The organism is Turicibacter sp. KK003 (assembly GCF_037014675.1).
Classification (GTDB): domain Bacteria; phylum Bacillota_I; class Bacilli_A; order MOL361; family Turicibacteraceae; genus Turicibacter; species Turicibacter faecis.
The window spans coordinates 1,608,160-1,627,993 of record NZ_CP142738.1 but is presented as its reverse complement, the minus strand read 5'-3'; the positions used below and the strand labels follow the sequence as shown (position 1 = coordinate 1,627,993).

Below are 19,834 nucleotides of genomic sequence, written 5' to 3'. Positions count from 1 at the left end.
TTATTCAAAAATATGCCAGGTGTGGTATGATAAATAAGGATTAGGAAAGAGCTAAAAATATAAAAGAAGGGACCATGTTATGAGTATGAAGAAAAAAATTTTAATGGGTGGGGCCATTAGCGTTTTAACCGTCGGACTTTTATATGGAGGTTATAAAGGGTACGAGTATTATACGGCAAAAGAACTTGTTGCCACTTATGAGACAAAGACATTTCCAAATATTAAAGTCAATGGACAAGATGTATCTAATTTGTCGAAGAAGAAGTTAACTCGTGCGCTAGAAAAAGAAGTTGAAAAATTTGCAACACGTAGCATTGAAATTAAAATAGATGAACATACTTTTACAAAAACATTAGATGAATTAGGGTTAACGATTGAAGAAAATCTTGAGAAATTAGCGGATGAAATTTTTACGCTTGGAAAAGATTTAGAATTGATAAAACAAGCGAAACGAATTAAAGAGGCGCCATTAAAGGAGTATCAGATTGATTATTCGTATGATGAGACATTAGTTGATGGGTGGCTTGAAACGATTGCAAATGAATTGTATGTGGAAGTAGAAGAGCCAACCTTAACGATGGTATCAGCCGGAAACTTTGAAGTGACCGGGGGCCGAGATGGATATCGTGTGGAAACAGCGGAGATTGAAGAGCAAATCAAAAAGGCTTTAAATAAGAGCTCAACAAAAGCAGTCAAAATAACAGCTGAAGGTGTTGTCACACATCCCCAACGTGATAAAGAGGCGCTTGCATCGGTTAATCATCGAATTTCAAGTTATAGCTCGACTTTCCCAGCAGGTATTCCAAGAGCCCGCAATGTGGAGTTGGCCACATCAAAAATTAATAAAACCGTGTTAATGCCAGGTGATGAATTCTCTTATACGGAAAAAGTTTCACCTGTTATTTATTCAAACGGTTATGTTGATGCAACCGTCTTTATCAATTCTAAGCCGGTTGATGGAGTAGGAGGCGGAATTTGCCAAGTATCCTCTACACTTTATAACACGGTATTAAAAGCCGGAATCTTACCGACTGAACGTCGAAACCATAGTTTACCTGTTGGATATGTTCCAAGTGGGTTAGATGCGACGATGGCAGAAGATTTAATCGATTTTAAGTTTGTGAATACGCTCGATTATCCTATTTATATTAATGCATATACGAGCGGTGGAACGTTAACCATTGATTTTTGGTCACACGAAAGTGCCCTAAACGGTGTAACGTATAAGCCTCAAGTTAGACAGTTAGCAGCGAATAAATATCAAACGTCTTTATTAGGATATGATGCAGCTGGAAATGTCGTATTTAATAAGTATATTGATACAAGTGTTTATAAATAATAAAAAGTGTTTCCATTTAGGTGGAAACACTTTTTTTCATGATTAAATGGCGCCTCACGTGTGTTAGAAGGGGCCTTTGAGGTGCCACTGATTTTAAAAATTGAATATACTAGGGTGTATCCTACTTAACTTAATCGTTCAAACCATAAAACTAATTTAACAAATGAAGGAATGTGAGGAGCACTCATGAATGTGATAGTGGATCAACAATTAAAAGCCGCACTCAATCAACAGTATTTAAATCAACCATTAGAATCAGATATAACTAAAGAACAGTTAATGAATTTACAAGGAATTCTCGTATTAGAAAACAAAGGAATAAAAGATTTAAGTGGGATTCATCATGCGATTCATGCCACGCAGATTCATCTGGGTAGCAATCAAATTAAAGATCTTTCTCCCTTAAAGGGATTAAAAAATATTGAGCAATTAAACCTTAGCCATAATCAAATTGACGACCTAAGACCGCTAAGTCAATTAAAGCAGTTAACACGCTTAGATGTGAGTAGAAATCACATTCGTAGTTTATGGCCGCTAACTAAGCTCGACCGTTTAAAAATGTTACTCGTCGACTACAACCCCCTTCAAGGTTACGAAGAGTTACGATTTATGAAAAAACTGACGTTTCTTTCTTTAAAGGGATGTGGAATTCAGACGCTATTTCCGCTCGAACCGTTAACACAGTTGCAAACGTTAACGTTAGAAGAAAATAAAATTGAATCACTTGTACCGATTAGTGAACATTTTTTATTAACCCAACTTCATTTAGGCCATAACCAGATCAGTGATTTATCACCGCTTTCGAAGTTAACTCATTTACGTGTGCTATTTGTCGAAAATAATCAGATCAGCGATTTAAGTCCATTGCGCCGATTAAAACATCTTCAATTTTTGGATTTAAGTCATAATCGAGTCCGTCATCTAGACTCACTGAGTGGTCTTGAATTTTTAGAGGCCCTAAATTTAATTAATAATCAGGTGAGTGATTTGAAACCGATTGAAAAGCTTCCGTTATTAAAGGTATTATTAGCTCAGGGAAATCAAATTGCGTCTATTTCGGGGTTGAAAAAGTTATTAATTGTTAAGTTAGAACGCCAACATATCCAGTGGGAAATAGAGGGAGATAATCTTTCCTGTTTGGATCTAAGAGGACGAATCACAGATATAAATGGAACCGTTCCAATGATTTGTGTAGACCCTAAAATGGGAAGTTATGACCCTCGGAGCAAGATCGTTAGTATCCCTGAGGGAAAGACACATCTTACTTTAGGATTTGAAGGGGAATGTGAAGATGTTCCCTTTAGCGGGACAATTGATTGTGTCTTAAAGCCAAAGGTTAAAGAATAAAAAAAACACCTCTTAATAAGAGGTGTTTTTTTTATTCACTCATTGGGGGATTCATTGCTTCAAGGGCCGCTTGATATCCCGCCTGATAGCCTTCTTCAAATCCTTGGTCATAAAATTGGTTGTTCTCTTCTTCCTGTCCCACTTTATATTTTGCAGATGTACTAAGAACGTGATTAGTGACCGTCACTTGTTGAATTGAAAATTGATCTTCTTCATTTAACGTATAATCAGGAACCTTTAATGTATTTGAATCAACATAAATGGTTTCATGGGCGTTATCATTGATTTTTACACGACTAGAGTCGGTAAAGTTTTGTCCTTTGACGATGAATTGCCCTTCCTCATCTTGGTAAACCTCAGAAATGGAAATTTCATTAACCCCCATTTGTAATTTAGTTGGTTCATAAGGGTTCACTCCATCGTAAACATAGCGTTCACCGTATAGCATATCGTATTGTAGAAGTTTAAGATTTTCTTGATAATCAGCTTCATCTTTAAATTGTTGATGGTAGTTAGTTAACGTTCCATGATGGATCCCTAATTGGTCTAATACGTGTGCCCCAAGTTGATAGGCTTCGATATTAGCGTCTTGTTTTTCAAGGCCGAAATTATTCCAAATAATATACTCTGTTTGGAACATATCGCCGTTAGCTAATTCTTCATTTGTAATATCAAGGGTTGGCAAGTGATCCCCATACATGACAAGCACCGTGTCTTCGTTAATTAACGAAAGGGCAGAAATGAGCTCTGCAATAAAAGTATCCATTTCATGAATTTCATTCGTGAAATATTCAAATGAGTTTAAGCGTTCGGTGTCATCAAATCCACTTAATTTAATTTTAGAGTGATTTTCAACAGGTGTACTTGGATAATCTCCATGCCCTTGAACAGAAATCGTATAAATATAATCTGAGTTTTCAGTCGATTTTAAGGCATCAAGAATAGGTTTAATTAAATATTTGTCTTTTGCCCATCCGCGTGGGGTAAGCTCTTCTACGTTCATGTATTCAACTGATGTAAAGGTATCAAAGCCTAGCATTTTAAATACCTTTTGGCGACTATAGAACGTTCCTTTATTATTGTGAATCGCATGTGTTGAATAACCAAGGTCTTTTAAATCATAATTGATCGTTTCTGCTGTTGTCTTACGTAAGATTGATTTATACGGGTACTCTCCGGCTCCGAAGAATTCTAAGTTCATTCCTGAGATAACTTCAAACTCCGTATTAGCAGTTCCCGCACCAACAGAAGGCACAGTTAAGAAACCTGAAGAAAATTGTTCTTTTAGTTTACGGAAGTTCGGCACAGGATCCTCTGAAAATTTTAAATCTTTCATATAAGTTGGATCAAAGAATGATTCTAATTGAAGCATAATAATATTAGGTGCCTTTTTTTGTAACATCAATTGGTTATCATTGTTGGCAACTAAATTAGAACCCCCAATCGTTGTTGATTCAGATGATGCAAGTTGCTCTTTTAGTTGATCAACTGATGCTTCAGAGTAGTTTGCTGGACGAGTAATCCCAGTGTTTAATAATGTATTTGTAAAACAGTAAGGGAATCCGTAATCGAGATATGCGAATGCAATGTTTCCAAAGTAGCTAGCCACTACATTTGTTTTTAATGCCCCTTGTGTTAAACAGAAGAAGCAGAGGATTCCGCCTAAAAACATGGGTACAGCTTTTTTATAATTGACCTTATCCCTTGATTTTGGTGCTTTAAAGAACGCAATGACGACACCAATTAGCGCTAAAGCAACGCCAAGGATGATTAATCCAATTTGAAATTTTGAAAAGTATTTTTCTAAAATATCGAACGTTGATGAGATTAATTTTAATTCGTTTGCCGTAAATGGTGTGACACGGTTGTTGAGGACAATCCCATTTGTAATTCCCCCCGCTAACCAAATGACTGAAATCGCAGTGAAAGTGAAAACTTTTCGGCGAACGAGTAGCGAGATAGATAACGTCAATAAGATTAATAACGTATTGTAAAGAAAAACGAGTGGTGAATGAACGAGATAGTTAAGTGCCGCAACAACTGAATGACGACTAAAGCTTTCGATGAGAAAGTTTAATAAGATGGCAACAAGTAACGAAATCGTATAATTGTTATATAAATATTTTTTTATCATTTCTTTCATCTGAAACCCCCATAGATAAAACCTCGGTTTGTGATGATTTTTTCGAGGTTATTAAGTTGATGAATCTTATGTCTAACCTATCAGACATTGTAGCAATCTCGTCCCTTAAAATCAATTAGAAAAATTTACTACATTTATAGGTGCCCTTTCTACGCTTACGATAGATAAGGTAGGCTAATCAGGGATGCTATTGTCTATTTTAGTGAGACTCAATTCAAGTAATTATTATACGGATAAAAATAAAGAATTCATCTCCTAGATGTGTCTTTTTATAAAATTCCTCAAACTTTTTACTTCTTATAGGTGCGGTTAACTGATGTAATCGCTTATTTTGTTTATTTCACCATAGAATGTCGAAGGTTGTAGGGCAGGAAGGGGTTATCTTTATTTATATAGGGGAGGTAGAGGAATAAAAAAAGAGAACATAAAAGTTCTCCTTTTTTAGATTCTTTTGTTAGAAAGGGTATTTTAGCTAGCTTTAGGACGTAAACATTGACTAACGCGAGAGACAATTGTTTCTTTCTCAGCGTCATTACTTCCGTTCCATAAGATTTCAAAAATAACACCGAGCCCAGGAAGTGTTTTTTCTTCCCCTGACTCAATTGCATCAATAATCGTTTCACGGATTTCATCATAGTTAGAATCATCTAAGTTTGCCATGACGGCTTTTCTTAAATCTAAGTTCATCAACATCACCTCATCATTTTATCTTTCAATTATAGTTTTTCAAAATGCACCGAAAGTATACGCGCTTTATTTGATGAAATTTTTATGGAGAAGTGGTCTATACTAAGGATGTTAGTCGTTTAAGAAAAAGGTGCCACGGATAAAAGGTGGATCGTAAGGTGTCAAGGGCTACCTTGGTTGAAAAAAAAAGAAAATGTCTTTTTACCGTAAACGCTTCATCCTATAAAATGATTTGGAAAGTTTATAAAATTATAGTAAAATAATAAAATAAATCCGTTTGCAAAGCGGTATGAACGAAAAGAAAGTAGGTCGAGGATATGGGGAATCGCTTTTTAAAGGGGGCCATGATTTTAAGTATTAGTATGTTCGCGACGAAGTTCTTAGGAATTTTGTATGTTATTCCATTTCAACAATTAGTTGGAGCTTCTGGGATGGCATTATACAACTATGCTTATACGCCATATGCCCTGTTTATTAGTTTATCCACGTTAGGAATCCCAGTTGGAATTGCAAAGTTTGTGTCAAAATATAATGCGGCTAAGGAGTATGATACGGCACGGACGATGTTTAGGTATGCAAGTTGGTTTATGATTGCACTCGGATGTGTTGGCTTTTTAACGATGTATAATATGGCGCCTTGGTATGCTAATGTCGTATTAGCAGGTCAAAGTGAGTTAGCAAATACAGTGGAAGATGTAACGATGGCGATTCAAACGATTAGTTTTGCCTTATTGATTATTCCAGTTATGGCAATTTTCAGAGGATTCTTTCAAGGGAATCAAAATATGGTTCCAACGTCAGTTTCTCAGTTTGTTGAGCAGGTCGTACGAATTGTTTTTATCCTTGTAGGCTCTTATTATATTATTCATATAAAGGGTGGAACGGCGAAGGAAGCGGTTGGTTTTTCTGTCTTTTCGGCTTTCTTAGCGGGGATTACAGCTTTTTTAATTTTGTATTATTATTGGAGAAAAAATGTAAAGCAGTATAATCAGTTGCTGAATGAAACGGTTTCTCATGAACCAAGAAATTTTGGAAATTTATTTACAGAGTTAATTGCGTATGCGATTCCGTTTGCGATTTTAGGATTGGCAACTAATCTATTCCAAATTGTGGATCAGACAACATATAATCATTACATGTTAAAGAGTGGCTTAGATGGAGTAATTGTTGAGGATTCTTACGGGATGTACGCAGGATCATTGTATAAGATTATTATGATTCCTGTCTCGTTTGCGATTTCGTTTGGTCAACCTTTAATTCCAGAGTTAACGTATCATCTGACGGAAGGAAATATGAAGTCGGTTCGTAAAAATTTAATGTTGGCGATTCAATTAACTTGTTTTATCACTGTCCCTGCCGTCGTAGGAATGGCGCTTCTTTCGGAGCCTATTTTTATCATGTTTTTTAACTCATCGGTCAAAGGCTATAATGCGATGGGAGGAGATATTTTTAGATTAGGATCGTTGCTTGGATTATTTATGGCACTTTATAGTATTGTCACGGCGATTTTACAAGGGATTGGTAAACAGTGGAATGGTATTATTTTCTTAGTGCTTTCGTTAGGAATTAAATATCTTGGAAATGTGTTATTAATTCCGATTTTTAAAACAGATGGAGCAACGATGGCGACGATGATTTCGTATACCTTCTGTATTGTCATGAGTTTAGTGGTCATTCAACGGGAGACAAAGTTTAAAGTGGCTAACTTAATTCGCCGATTGGTTGCGATTTTTGTTTTTACAGGGGTCATGGCCCTTGTTGTGGTGGGCGTGAAGTTTATTTTAGATTTATTTATGAACTATCAGGTTCATCATATGCTCTCATATTTATATGTAGGAATTGCGGGACTTTTCGGTGTTATAGTTTACTTCGGACTCGCGTGGTATTTTGATCTCATTGAGACCCTTTTTGGGACGAAATTTTCGTTAAAACGATTGAAGGGACGCATAGTTCGTCGTCGCTAGTTCATACTAAACAAAAGACAACTTAGTATGAAGGTGATGAAATGAAGCGGTTAGTTTCGTATGTCGTGTTAGGATTCGCGGTAGTAGGGCTTTTATTTGTGGGCGGTTTTCGAACGGAGATTCAGTTGACACAACAGGCCAAACTGAATATGGCGCGCTTAGGCCATGAAATTCAAGAGGTCAAAGGGTATGTTAGATCCTGGTTGGGTGAAGATAAAGAAGAGACGGTGGTGGTGAGCACTGATAATAGTCCGCAACGAGCGAGCCTAGATGTTAATTACGATGCTGCCTTAGAGATAGTAGAGGAAATGTTAAAGGATTTAGAACATTTATTTACAGCGGATCAGCAACAAGCAGTTCAAAAGGAGATGGATCAGCTGTACAAGCAACATTTATTACAACAATATAAGGATCAACTTGCACCAAGTTATTATGAATAAAAAAGTTGTTTTACATCAAATATAAAAAGAACGCCTAGGCGTTCTTTTTATATGGTCGTTTCAGGGCGAAATCCAAGATAACTTTCTACTTTTCGAAGTCTGATGTTCATATTATCAACTTTACTTTGGATGTCTTGTGGCGCTTGGGATGGACTCATATCTTGAAAAGGGGGAGTGGGATTAACGACAGGTGATCCATTAGATGTTTGTGTAGGGTTTTGTGCAGGAATGCCTGGGACACGGGTAGGTGTTGTATCAGGCGTCAAGGTGAGGGGCTGATTAGAAAAATATTGATTGCCGAGGATATTCGTTTGTGTTAAATCTTCAAGGGAAGGGGTCAAATCCTGGGGTGCTTGGGTGGGTAATGAGTCGAACGCAAAATCGTTAAATGAGGCTGAATCCGAAAATGTAACAGTGTTCATTGGTTCTGCTCCAATGTTTGAGCTAAGTGGTTCATTAAATGAAGAAGTGGGTGTCAATGGCGCGTAAGTATTTTGTAGACTTGGGTTTGAAATAGATGTGACATAACTATCGTTACTCATCATCGGTTGGGGTTGATTAAAGTTGTTACCCATCATGGATTGGGGTTGATTGAAATTATTACCCATCATCGGTTGAGGTTGATTGAAGTTGTTACCCATCATGGATTGAGGTTGATTGAAGTTGTTACCCATCATCGGTTGAGGTTGATTGAAGTTGTTACCCATCATCGGTTGAGGTTGATTGAAGTTGTTACTCATCATCGATTGAGGTTGATTGAAATTGTTACCCATCATGGATTGAGGTTGATTGAAATTATGACTCATCATCGGTTGAGGTTGATTGAAGTTGTTACCCATCATCGGTTGAGGTTGATTGAAATTATGACTCATCATCGGTTGAGGTTGATTGAAGTTATGACTCATCATCGGTTGGGACGAATTGAAGTTATTGCTCATCCCTGGTTGGGATGGATTGAAGTTGTTGTTCATCATTGGCTGCCCTTGATTAAAGCCGTTATTTACCATCGCGTTTATTCCTCCTGTAGGTGGGACCATTCGTCCAGAGACTTGAGGACCCGCGCTATGATTAAAGCCCATTCCTCCTTGAGGCATTCCATTTGGTCCTTGTGGCGTAGGTTTTGGCGGGTTAAGAAATTGATTTAAATAGAATTGCTCCATCTGTTCAACAGGCGATTTTGTTTTTTGTTTTTTTAGTTTACCAAACATGGGCGAAGCCCTCCTTTCTTTTAGGTAAACGAGTTTTAGACACGGGTTGTTAGGCCATACGTTAAGATGTTTGAGTCAAGCGTGAACCACAAAATAACCGGTGCCTTTAACCTGTTAATATATTCTATGATTTATGCCCTAGTTGTGTTATGATATTTTTGTTGAAAAAAAGTATTTTTGTCGGAGGATAGGCCAGTGCGTTTAGATAAATTATTAGCTCATACGGGGTATGGTACCCGTTCTGAGGTGAAGCGATTATTAAAATCAAAAGTTGTAAAGATTGATGGTCAGGTGGCGAAAGACGCCAAAGTAAAGGTTGACCTTTCATCTCAAGTTGTCACTGTTTTTGATGAAGTAGTAGACTACCGTGAATTTGTTTATATCATGATGAATAAACCGCAAAACTGTTTAAGTGCGACACGGGATCGTGATTATCGAACCGTGATCGATTTGTTAGATGAGTCGTATTTGATTTATGATGTGGCCCCCGCAGGGCGTTTAGATCGAGATACGGAAGGATTAGTGCTCTTAACAAATGACGGAAAATTAGCACATGAAATTATCTCTCCTAAAAAAGAGGTGTATAAACATTATAGAGCCCACATCAGTGGCGAGTTAACCAAGGAAGCCGTGAAGCGATTAGAGAACGGGGTCGAAATTTTAGACGGAAGCAATGAGTCTTTTATGACCAAGCCTGCAAAGCTTCAGTTAATCGGATCGATGGATGATCTAACTGTCGTTGACATTTGGATTATGGAAGGTAAATTTCATCAAGTGAAACGAATGTTTGCGAGTGTAGGGTGTAAAGTCGAGTATTTAAAACGATTAGCGATCGGTGAATTGAAATTAGACGAGTCGCTACCTTTGGGTGGATATCGTGAATTGAAAGATGAAGAGCTTGAGTTGCTACGACGAACGGTTTAATAAGATGAGGCAGGGGTCACTAAAAGGTGGCCTCTTTTTAATGGGCTAAGAGAATTGTTGCTTTCACAAAGGCGGGGACATGTGATACAATTAGGGCGATAAAAAAAGACGAAAAAGAAGAAATATTGTCAAAAAATTAAGAATATAGGTTAAGACATCTATAGTAAATAGAAGAAAGGTGCTGATAGTGATGCGTTTAAGAAAGGTAAAAGGAGCGTCCGAAACGATTGCTGCCCATCCAGAGATTGTCATCCCAAATGGTGAGGAGTTAAAAGGAAACTGGCAATCTGTTTTTGAAAAGGAACAACCTATTTATATTGAGGTAGGAATGGGGAAAGGGCAGTTTATGATTGGAATGGCTAAACAAAATCCTCATTTAAACTTTATTGGAATTGAAAAGTTTGATTCAGTTATGGTTCGTGCATTAGAAAAGGTGCTTGAGGCAGGAGAACTTCCTAATTTAAAGCTATTAAAAATCGACGCAGAAGATTTAACCGATATTTTTGCTGAGAACGAGGTAGAAGGTGTTTATTTAAACTTCTCGGATCCATGGCCAAAGCCTCGCCATGCGAAACGCCGCTTAACACATGAAAACTTCTTAACGCGCTATGAACAAATTACGGTCCCAAATGGATATTTACGTTTTAAAACGGATAATCGTTTACTTTTTGAATATTCGCTCGTTAGTGTGACAGGGTATGGAATGAAACTTGAAGATGTTGCGTTAGACTTACATCAACGAGAAGCGTTAGATTGGAATATTATGACGGAATATGAAGAGAAGTTTAGTGCAAAGGGACAACCGATTTATCGATTAGAGGCACAATTTCAATCAAAAAAGTTAGCTTAGGAAAGTGGGGATGAAGTTGAAAGTTGTGGTAGGATCAACGAATAAGGTAAAAGTGGGAGCGGTTAAGCGAATTCTCACCCCACAAGGATATGAAGTAGAAGGAGTCGATGTTTTAAGCCAGGTTTCAGACCAGCCATTTAGTGATGCTGAGACCGTATTAGGTGCAAGTCATCGTGCACAAGGGGCGCTAGCCTTTGGGGACATTGGAATTGGACTTGAGGCTGGAGTTGAATATTTAAATGATCAGCTGTTTTTAGTCAACTGGGGTGTGCTAAAAACGAAGGAAGGTCAAACCTTTTATGCGGGAGGAACGCGCCTGCCATTGCCTGATGAATTACGTGACGCCCTAGAAGATGGAATCGAATTGGGTGATGTCATTGATGGTTATTCTAAGCGACAAAATGTCCGTACAAATGAGGGAGCCATCGGCGTTTTAACAGCTGATTTTGTCAGTCGAGAAGATAATTTCTGTCATATCGTCCGCTTGTTATGGGGACAATTCGTCCGTAATAGCAATTGTTGTCGAAAATAAAAATTTGGTTAGAATCGTCTCCTATGATATAATAGAGTATATCATGTGATAAGGGGGCGATTTTTTTGTCGAAACAAAAAACTGATATGCAAAAAAACAGTGAAGAAATGAAAAAAGTATCACATTGGCTAAAAGAACAAGTGATTAATTTTACTCAATCGTCAAAACGAAAATTACAAGCCATTCGGCTAAAAAATAAATTAAATTCAACATCAGAAGGCATGAACGAACATTCATCGCGACTTCGAGTCATTAATCGTCTAACGACGACAATTAGTGGGGTAGTCGTGGTGGGACTAAGCGTTGGGCTTCTTTATATGGCTCAACCTATTGTAACAGCAGAAACGTTTGAAGGAACGATGGAAGACAGTATTAGTGCCGCATTTAATTACAAGGGAAATAATATTAATATTAAGAATGAGACACTAAGTTATCATATTCCACGACAATTTAAGTATAAATGGTCAATAGGAGTTAATGATATTATTAAATATAAAGATAACGAGGTGATTATGAATTATAATCATCAATATAGTGCTGTCGATGTGAATAATGAGACGTACGACCTCTTACGTGATGAGAATAAGGCGGCGGGTCATGAAGTTTTTTACAAAAGCTTTAATCGCGATGGAAAAAATGGATTTGTTCAATTGGTTCAATTGCCCGAGAAATATTTACTGATGGTGTTAGTGGATGGAACAAAGCTTTCAGCCATTATTGACTATCAAGAGGCCCCTTACTTAACATATAATATGTTAGTTTTAGGGCGTACGGCAGTAGCTGATGAAGTGGGAGTTGCTAAGGAATTACAAGTTTCAAAAAATGAGGCAAAATTAGAGGATGCTGAAGCGAAAGTTCGGTCGGTAGACCCTAATGTAGAGGGGCAAGGGAATGAGGCACAGGACGCTAAGGCGCCTGTGATATCGAAAGAAGATACACAAGCAACAGAAATGAGCGAGTCAGTCGATTCTTCGAATCAACAGATGGCGACTGAGGAAGGAAATCAAGTTATTCAATTTGATTTTAGTACAGAAAAGCGTCAGGAAACAGAGGGAAATAAGTAGCGAAGATGATCATCTTTGATGAGGAGCCGATGATAGAAAACTGTTATCGGTAAGTATAAAAAAGGAGGATTCATATGAAAGAGATTACGACAGTAGAGCAGTATCAAGAGATTATTAAAAATGAAAATGTGATTATTTTATTCACCGCTAATTGGTGTCCAGATTGTATGGTGATTAAACCATTTATGCCAAAAATTGAAGAGAAATACTCAAATTATCAGTTTTATACGGTTAACCGCGATCATTTAATGGATCTTTGTATCGAACTTGATATCTTTGGAATTCCTAGTTTTGTGGCCTTTAAAAATGGAAAAGAAGTGGGACGTTATGTTAATAAGGAACGTAAAACACGTGAACAAATTGAAGGTTTTATTGAATCATTGGCATAGGTCATTAAGATTAAATCGTCATGAAAACGCGTGGCGATTTTTTTTGAACATTGTTGAGAATAATGGAATTTTTCATGTATAATTAAATGTAGACATTTGGGTAATTTAGGGTGAGACAATATGAAAAAAAGGAAGATTTTTGATATTGAGAAAATTGGTTTTGGAGATGAGGAAGTTGTAGCTACTCCAAAATCAGTCTCAATAAATGAAGTGAAACAAAGAGTAAATACGGTTCGTCAATCGGAAGTTAAACCGGTGATAGACCGCCCACAGGCAATATTAAGTCAAGAAATTAAAGTGGTACAGGAAAAGAAACCGATGCCATCAACAACACGCACAGGAGAGGGACAAACGGGTGCACCAAAAACGGCCATTTATAAGCCGGTAGAGTTTGTTTCTCCGATTACTGGACGGCGCGTGCAACAACCTAAAGCGGTCCAACTCGCGCATGGGAAGTATCAATTATCGACTGCAACCATCGTTACCGATGAAGGTCAAGAAGCGGGGCAACGTGAGGAGGAGTTCGCACCTGTTTGTCGTGAGGAGCTAACAGCTATTTCTAACGAGGAGCTAAACGAGCTCTTCGAGCCGACTGATGATGTTACTCCTTGTCCCAGTTTTACAGCTGAGGAAGACGCTTCTTGTTTGGAAACAGACGAAAAAACGGTGGATCGATCAGTATCAAAAGATGAGGAAATTAACACACCGGTAGCGTCAACCCAGGCTGTGAATGACTCCATAGATGAAGGGGCACCGACGGTTGAAGAGGAACAAACGGAACGAGTAGAAAATACGGTTGCTTTTCAACAAGTAGCAGGGGGATTAAAGGAAAAAAATCAGGAGTTAGGATTAGAAGATGTCTTTTCCTTATTAGAGGATGAGGAACAATTGCCTTCGATTTTTGATTCAATTCTTTCCGAAGGTGAAGTCGACCAAGCGATTGAGCAAGATCAAGTCATTGATTTTTCTCAATCGATCGAGGAGGATGACCTTCACTCACAAGATCTCCTTTTTGAAGACGATGACGAACCTTACGATGATGAGAATTTTTGTAACGAATTATTAGATCAGGTTCAGATTGCGGATGAAGAGGAAGAGGTTATTTATTATGAAACGCCTTCTTTAGAATTGCTAAATGAACCGAAACGCGAAGATTTCATCGATGAAGAGTGGATTTTTAGCAAGATGGATATTCTTGAGCGAACGTTCCTTGATTTTGGAGTAAAGGTGAGGCTAACGGGAGAATATACGCAAGGACCAACGGTAACTCAGATTGAAATTCAGCCGGAGTCAGGAACAAAATTAAATAAAATAATGAATTTATCGGATGATCTAAAACTTAGTCTGTCTGTTGAGGAGTTACGTATTGAGCCGATTCCAGGTAAAAATACGATAGGAGTAGAAATTCCAAATCCTAAGCGGAAAATGGTTTGTTTAAAAGAGATTCTTTCGCGACCAGAATTTATTTTACATGAAAGTCCTCTTTACATTGGGTTAGGGCAAGATGTAGCAGGAAATCCAGTTTATGCGGATATCGCGGCGATGCCACACGGATTAATCGCGGGACAAACAGGTTCAGGTAAAAGTGTGTGTATTAATACCTTACTTATTAGTATGTTGTATAAAGCGAGCCCCGAGGAAGTTCGTGTGATGTTAATCGACCCTAAACGAGTAGAATTGGCTCCGTATAACACCATTCCGCATTTAATTACTCCTGTTATTTGTGATGAACACAAAGCTGCTCAAGGATTGCGCTGGGCAGTAGAAGAGATGGAGCGACGCTATGATTTATTTTTAGCAAATGGTGTTAAAGACATTAAGTCCTTTAATGAACGCCGTCACCAATTTGAAATATCTTATGGGAAACTCCCCTATATTTTAATTGTTATTGATGAGTTAGCCGACTTGATGATGGTGTCAGCACAAGAGGTTGAAGATTGTATTATGAGGATTACCCAAAAAGCTCGTGCGGCAGGAATCCATCTGATTGTTGCCACGCAACGACCAACGGTGGATGTCATTACGGGAACGATTAAGTCTAATATTCCAAGTCGGATTGCGTTTACCGTCGCCCAGGCGAATGATTCACGGGTAATTTTAGATGAGACAGGTGCTCAAAATCTGTTAGGGCAAGGTGATATGCTGTTTTTAGGAAGCAGTTCAAAGGCAAAGCGCGTTCAAGGAGCCTATATTTCAAGCGAGGAAATTGAACGTATTGTTGATTGCATCAAAGGAAAGGGGAAACCGAAGTATTTAATTGCAGATGACATCTTTAAACGTGGAACATCTGCAATGAACACGGATACAGACCCGCTCCTATATGAGGCAATGAGTTTTATCTTTGATCGCGGATATGCGACCGTATCATCTTTACAAACACGTTTACGTATTGGGTTTAATCGTGCCGCCCGAATTATTGACACGTTAGAGTTAAATGGATGGATTGGCCATCCTCAGGGGGCACAAAAGCAACGTGAAATAAAAATTACACGTTCGGAGTTTGAAAGTTTACAAGATCAAACGCGCCTATAAATAAAATGAGAAAAAACGTTCCCTCTTCATTGTCATGAGGGAACGTTTTTTTATAGGTGGATGATATAATGGAAAGAATCGTAAAAAGACGGTTTCCAAATACATGATAAATGATATAATAGTAAGGAAATTATGACGAGATAGGAGTCGATTCGAAATGAGTGAAAAATACCATCTCATTGGGATTAAGGGTTCAGGAATGAGTGCGTTGGCACATATTTTATATGATATGGGATATGAGGTTCAAGGATCGGATATTGAGGAGACTTTATTTACTCAGATCGGATTAGAAGCTAAAGGGATGAAGCTTTATCCATTTGGACACTCTCATATCGACCCTGATATGACCGTGATTATCGGAAATGCATTTAAGGATGACCATGTGGAAGTGGTATTAGCGAAAGAGGTTGGAGCAACGTGTATTCGTTATCACGACTTCTTAGGTTCTTTAGCGGGGAACTTTACGTCAATCGCTATTTCTGGAACTCATGGAAAAACAACAACAACAGGGTTGTTATCACACGTGTTACGCCTTAACCACAAAACATCATTTTTAATTGGTGATGGGACAGGACAAGGGGTTAAATCAAGCGAATATTTTGTATTTGAGGCTTGTGAGTATCAAAGACATTTCTTGGCTTATCATCCTGATTATGCAATCATTACAAATATTGAACATGATCACCCAGACTACTTTAAGGATATCGATGATGTGCTAGATGCGTTTAATACATTTGTAAGTCAATGTAAGAAAAAAGTGATTGCTTGCGGTGATGACGTTGAGGTGAAAAAATTAAAAGACACTGATAAAATTATGACCTATGGATTTGAACCAACTAATCATGTCGTTGCAACAAACGTCATTAAAAGTTCAGCAGGAACAACATTTGATGTCTTAATTAATGGAGAATTTTATCATACCTTCCATACACCGTTTTTTGGAGACCATATGATTTTAAATAGTTTAGCCGTGATTAGTATTTGTTATTTAGAAGGGTTGAATCAAGAAACGATTGAAAGTGATTTATGTTCGTTTGAAGGTGTGAAACGTCGTTTTGCACAAAAAAATTATCGTGATCAAATCATCATTGATGATTATGCCCATCATCCAACAGAAATTGCGGCGACATTAAAAGCGGTTCGTCAAAAATATCCGGATCGTGATTTAGTTGCTGTATTTCAACCGCATACATTTACGCGAACAGCTGCCTTTATCGACGAGTTTGCTCAAAGTTTAAATTTAGCGGATTATATTTATTTAACAGAAATATTCGGATCTGCTCGTGAAGAAAGTGGTGCTGTCAATATTCAAACATTAATTGATAAATGTCATAGCGGCCATTTAATTACGAAAGAGACAGTCAATCAGTTAGAACAATATCCAACCGCTGTTATTGTCTTTATGGGAGCGGGAGATATTAAGAAGTATGAGGATGCTTATACCACATTAACGCCAAGCATTTAAGGTAAGTTTTAAGGAGAGAAAAGAATGATTTTAGCAGCAGGAATGACAGTAACATTAACCTTATCGGATTTATTAATGTTAACGATTATTGGATGTTTGATTGTTTTAACGGTATATCTCGTATTAACGTTAAAGGCAGTCATTCGTTTGCTTAATGAATCACGTGTTCTAGTTAATGAGAGTACAAAGATTGTTGATGATGTGCAAGAAAAAACAAAGGTCATGGGGGATTACATGACGGATGCTTTAACAAATGGGCATGGAATTTTTAAAATTTTTTCGGTGATGAATCGTCAGCGATAAGTTGATTCATTTCAATCACCCGATTGTTCAATAATTTTTAGCGGAAACGGTGATAATTTCCGTTAATACTTCATAGGATAATCTGAAATGGGTAAAATAGAAACTGTAAAAGGAAAGGTGGTTTTTATATGAAAAAAAGAAATGCTTTTTTCTTAGGCGCACTAGTGGGGGCAGCAGCTGTTGCCTTATTTACACCTAAGTCTGGTCAAGAAATGCAAAAAGAATTATTACAAAAATTAGAGGACCTTCAATCAAAAATCAAAGATATTGAAGTGGATGAAGTAAAGGCTGCTTTTACAGCGAAATTAGATGATGTAAAAGATGTGATTAATAATTTTGACTGGGAAACATCAAAAGCAGAACTTGAAGTTAAAGTGAACGAAGTAAAAGCTAAATTAAACGAAATGATGGTTCGTTTAGATGAGGCTAAAGATAATATTAAAGATCAAGCGGAATTAGCTCAAGAAGATTTAGAAGAGAATTTTACTATCGTTATTGATACGGTGAAAGAACATGCAAAAGATATTGCCGAAGATGTGAAAACACGTGTTTCTAATGTTTCAGATGATGCAAAAGTGATTGCATCTGATGTGGCAGATGAAGTGAAAAAGGCGACATCTGATGTTGTTGATATTGCCATGAAAAAAGAAGAGAAATAATGAAAAGGAATAGCTCTTTCATAGAAGAAGGGGCTATTCCTTTTTAACATCATAACAATCGGCGTGATGACTTAATGAATAGAAAAAAGAGTTATGCCTTTCCCCAACATAACTCTTTTTAAATTAGCAATAATAACAAAGCGTATAGCTTGTTAATAAATATTGCGGAATAAGATTAACTTTACAAGGTTTAATCAAAGGCGCTAACTCGTACGCATATGCGACGACCTCATTCATTGTTGGATGAAAATGAATATAATCTTCTATGTCTGGATCATAGAGTCCCCATGCTTCCCTTGAATAACAATATTGAATGTAGAGTTCTTTCATTATATCCCTCACTTTCAATGAGAAAATGTAGATTAATTATATAATGGAGCCAAAGTTTATTTTGTCGTTTTTACTCCACGTTTAAAAAATCCATTTTTTCATTTAACGTTTTTAAAATATAAAGAGCTGACTTATATTTATGCTGCTTTTCGTAGATGTGATGAAGTTGGTAAGAGTAGAGTTCGAACGCCTGACGATCATGGCGTTTTTTTGCAAAAGGAATCGCTTCTCCCTGAAGGAAGATTCGAAAAGAATCTGAAAGAGGGCGATTCATGAGGTAATGATAGAATTTCCATTTTAAAATATCGGGGAGCGGCACAGCAAAAGGGAAATGAGTTAACTGCTGTAGCAACTGTTTTAATTTAGTAGTTTGTTGAGACTGATAGTAAAGGTCCATTAAGGACGTAAGGGTTTCAACCTTATAGGATGACGTCTTTAGACCTTGAATGTACATGATTTCAGCATTAGGATAATCTTTAAGGGCGGTGTAATACTCACCGTAACGATTAAATAAGGTAGACACTTGTCTGTATGGGTCTTTAAGTGTTAACTTCGCTTTTAATTTTTCAAGTAAAGGGGAGGCGGTTGAAAATAGATGAGTGAATGTATATTCTTGACATAAAAGAAGCTCACAGTCAAGCGCGTATCCCATTGCATAATCTTTGAGGAAGAGGGCATTCGCCTCATAGGCCAATTGAACGGCCTTCAACGAGTGGCGGGAAAGTGAGTAATAACGGGCTAACATCAAAAGGAGCAGGGGATCATCCCAATGGTGTTTGATCGCTAACTCATAAGAGAGGTCGTAGTATCCTTTACTAAGTTGTCCATCATGTAATAAAAAGTAGTAATAACCCATAAAGAGAAAATAAAATTGAAGTTCTTCTACCGAAAAATAAGGGAGCATTTTTTCAAGGAAGGGCATCTCACGTTTGGCATAACTGGTGTTTCCTTGAAGAAGATAATAAGAAAATTTGAGGAGGGAGAACTGGTAGTGCAGTTCAAAATGTGCTTCGTTTAAGTCATGGGCGGATAAGTCTTGATGATAAATCATTTGGCGAATGGGAAAGAGCCATCCCTTTACGGGTGGCTTTTTCCTAGGAGAAAGCGTTAATTTTTTATAGATAGCCTCTAACAGGGAAGCGGAAGGAGCGAGTTTTCCAGTTTCGATTTTTGATAAGGTAGACGGGGAACAAAGCGGTGTAAAGTCTTCCATTTTTAGCTTTAAAAACAACCGTCTATCTCGAATGAAGAAACCAGCAGGGTACACTTCTTCAGTGGATAAACGTTCATGCATGATTTGTTGAGCGCGTTGATAACATTTCATAAGACACCTCGTTTAGTTAATGAATTAATCCCTTCAAGACTTAAGATAAAAAATAATTTAGGTCTAGTGATAAAAGAGCGACGATTTAAGGAGAAGATCGAAAGGGATAGTCTTTTTTGATATCAGCCTTTTCTAGCAGAAAAAAATCATCGCTACCTTTTTAGTTTAACAAAACAATAGATGGATCACTATGGATGATATGGATAAAAATATGAACGGAGTTGACAATAAGAAGGAAAGGACCACGCTAGAAGGCAGGTGTCGTCTAGTATTAGTAAGGAAGCAGAAAGTTAGCCCTTCGTTTAGTCGAATCGTTTTTCGTAAAAAATGTTCA

18 protein-coding genes are annotated in these 19,834 nt (G+C 37.5%); 13 read left to right on the top strand and 5 right to left on the bottom strand.

The genetic code is table 11. From position 1 onward, the window contains the following. The first annotated feature begins 79 nt into the window (after positions 1 to 79). Positions 80 to 1,339 (top strand): VanW family protein, encoded by a 1,260-nt coding sequence (locus VXM77_RS07995; RefSeq protein WP_161832511.1) that lies wholly within the window; start codon positions 80 to 82, stop codon positions 1,337 to 1,339. 186 nt (positions 1,340 to 1,525) lie between these two features. Then, the gene (locus VXM77_RS07990) at positions 1,526 to 2,686 is read left to right on the top strand and encodes a leucine-rich repeat domain-containing protein (protein WP_161832510.1); all 1,161 of its coding nucleotides are present in this window, start codon (positions 1,526 to 1,528) and stop codon (positions 2,684 to 2,686) included. Between the two features lie 31 nt (positions 2,687 to 2,717). Here the strand turns inward: VXM77_RS07990 and VXM77_RS07985 are convergent, their stop codons facing one another. Then, positions 2,718 to 4,829, bottom strand: a complete 2,112-nt coding sequence (locus VXM77_RS07985; protein ID WP_161832509.1) for a sulfatase-like hydrolase/transferase — start codon at positions 4,827 to 4,829, stop codon at positions 2,718 to 2,720. A gap of 468 nt (positions 4,830 to 5,297) precedes the next feature. Further along, a complete protein-coding gene (gene sspI / locus VXM77_RS07980; RefSeq protein ID WP_161832508.1) occupies positions 5,298 to 5,516 on the bottom strand; it encodes a small acid-soluble spore protein SspI in 219 nt (72 codons plus the stop codon). Between the two features lie 344 nt (positions 5,517 to 5,860). On the opposite strand from sspI, the gene VXM77_RS07975 reads away from it, so the two are divergent. Together VXM77_RS07975 and VXM77_RS07970 are read left to right on the top strand one after the other, a co-directional pair. Next, complete coding sequence (locus VXM77_RS07975) at positions 5,861 to 7,480, top strand: polysaccharide biosynthesis protein (RefSeq protein WP_338505919.1); 1,620 nt, start codon at positions 5,861 to 5,863, stop codon at positions 7,478 to 7,480. Between the two features lie 41 nt (positions 7,481 to 7,521). Then, a complete protein-coding gene (locus VXM77_RS07970) occupies positions 7,522 to 7,920 on the top strand; it encodes a hypothetical protein (RefSeq protein ID WP_161832506.1) in 399 nt (132 codons plus the stop codon). A 47-nt stretch (positions 7,921 to 7,967) separates the two neighbouring features. Here VXM77_RS07970 and VXM77_RS07965 read toward each other — a convergent pair whose 3' ends face one another. After that, a complete protein-coding gene (locus VXM77_RS07965) occupies positions 7,968 to 9,128 on the bottom strand; it encodes a hypothetical protein (RefSeq protein ID WP_338505918.1) in 1,161 nt (386 codons plus the stop codon). A gap of 195 nt (positions 9,129 to 9,323) precedes the next feature. Between VXM77_RS07965 and VXM77_RS07960 the strand changes: the two genes are divergently transcribed. The 9 genes from VXM77_RS07960 (at position 9,324) to VXM77_RS07920 (ending at position 17,846) form a co-directional block, all read left to right on the top strand. Continuing rightward, positions 9,324 to 10,052, top strand: a complete 729-nt coding sequence (locus VXM77_RS07960) for a pseudouridine synthase (RefSeq protein WP_161832504.1) — start codon at positions 9,324 to 9,326, stop codon at positions 10,050 to 10,052. A gap of 190 nt (positions 10,053 to 10,242) precedes the next feature. Further along, positions 10,243 to 10,902, top strand: a complete 660-nt coding sequence (gene trmB, locus VXM77_RS07955) for a tRNA (guanosine(46)-N7)-methyltransferase TrmB (protein ID WP_161832503.1) — start codon at positions 10,243 to 10,245, stop codon at positions 10,900 to 10,902. 10 nt (positions 10,903 to 10,912) lie between these two features. Continuing rightward, positions 10,913 to 11,434 carry a DUF84 family protein gene (locus VXM77_RS07950; RefSeq protein ID WP_237658970.1) on the top strand — a complete coding sequence of 174 codons (522 nt, stop codon included), beginning with the start codon at positions 10,913 to 10,915 and terminating at the stop codon, positions 11,432 to 11,434. 65 nt (positions 11,435 to 11,499) lie between these two features. Next, a complete protein-coding gene (locus tag VXM77_RS07945; protein WP_161832502.1) occupies positions 11,500 to 12,498 on the top strand; it encodes a hypothetical protein in 999 nt (332 codons plus the stop codon). 74 nt (positions 12,499 to 12,572) lie between these two features. Then, positions 12,573 to 12,887 (top strand): thioredoxin family protein, encoded by a 315-nt coding sequence (locus VXM77_RS07940; protein WP_161832501.1) that lies wholly within the window; start codon positions 12,573 to 12,575, stop codon positions 12,885 to 12,887. Between the two features lie 120 nt (positions 12,888 to 13,007). Next, positions 13,008 to 15,419, top strand: a complete 2,412-nt coding sequence (locus VXM77_RS07935) for a DNA translocase FtsK (RefSeq protein WP_161832500.1) — start codon at positions 13,008 to 13,010, stop codon at positions 15,417 to 15,419. Between the two features lie 157 nt (positions 15,420 to 15,576). Next, positions 15,577 to 16,884 (top strand): UDP-N-acetylmuramate--L-alanine ligase, encoded by a 1,308-nt coding sequence (murC, locus tag VXM77_RS07930; protein WP_161832499.1) that lies wholly within the window; start codon positions 15,577 to 15,579, stop codon positions 16,882 to 16,884. A 24-nt stretch (positions 16,885 to 16,908) separates the two neighbouring features. Next, on the top strand, positions 16,909 to 17,187 hold the full coding sequence (locus VXM77_RS07925; RefSeq protein ID WP_237658969.1) for a hypothetical protein: 279 nt from the start codon (positions 16,909 to 16,911) through the stop codon (positions 17,185 to 17,187). 128 nt (positions 17,188 to 17,315) lie between these two features. After that, positions 17,316 to 17,846 carry a YtxH domain-containing protein gene (locus VXM77_RS07920; protein ID WP_161832498.1) on the top strand — a complete coding sequence of 177 codons (531 nt, stop codon included), beginning with the start codon at positions 17,316 to 17,318 and terminating at the stop codon, positions 17,844 to 17,846. 123 nt (positions 17,847 to 17,969) lie between these two features. Here the strand turns inward: VXM77_RS07920 and VXM77_RS07915 are convergent, their stop codons facing one another. Together VXM77_RS07915 and VXM77_RS07910 are read right to left on the bottom strand one after the other, a co-directional pair. Further along, a complete protein-coding gene (locus VXM77_RS07915) occupies positions 17,970 to 18,176 on the bottom strand; it encodes a hypothetical protein (RefSeq protein WP_161832497.1) in 207 nt (68 codons plus the stop codon). A 70-nt stretch (positions 18,177 to 18,246) separates the two neighbouring features. Continuing rightward, positions 18,247 to 19,500: a helix-turn-helix transcriptional regulator gene (locus VXM77_RS07910; protein WP_262950817.1), complete on the bottom strand. Its 1,254-nt coding sequence runs from the start codon at positions 19,498 to 19,500 to the stop codon at positions 18,247 to 18,249. Positions 19,501 to 19,834 lie beyond the last annotated feature (334 nt).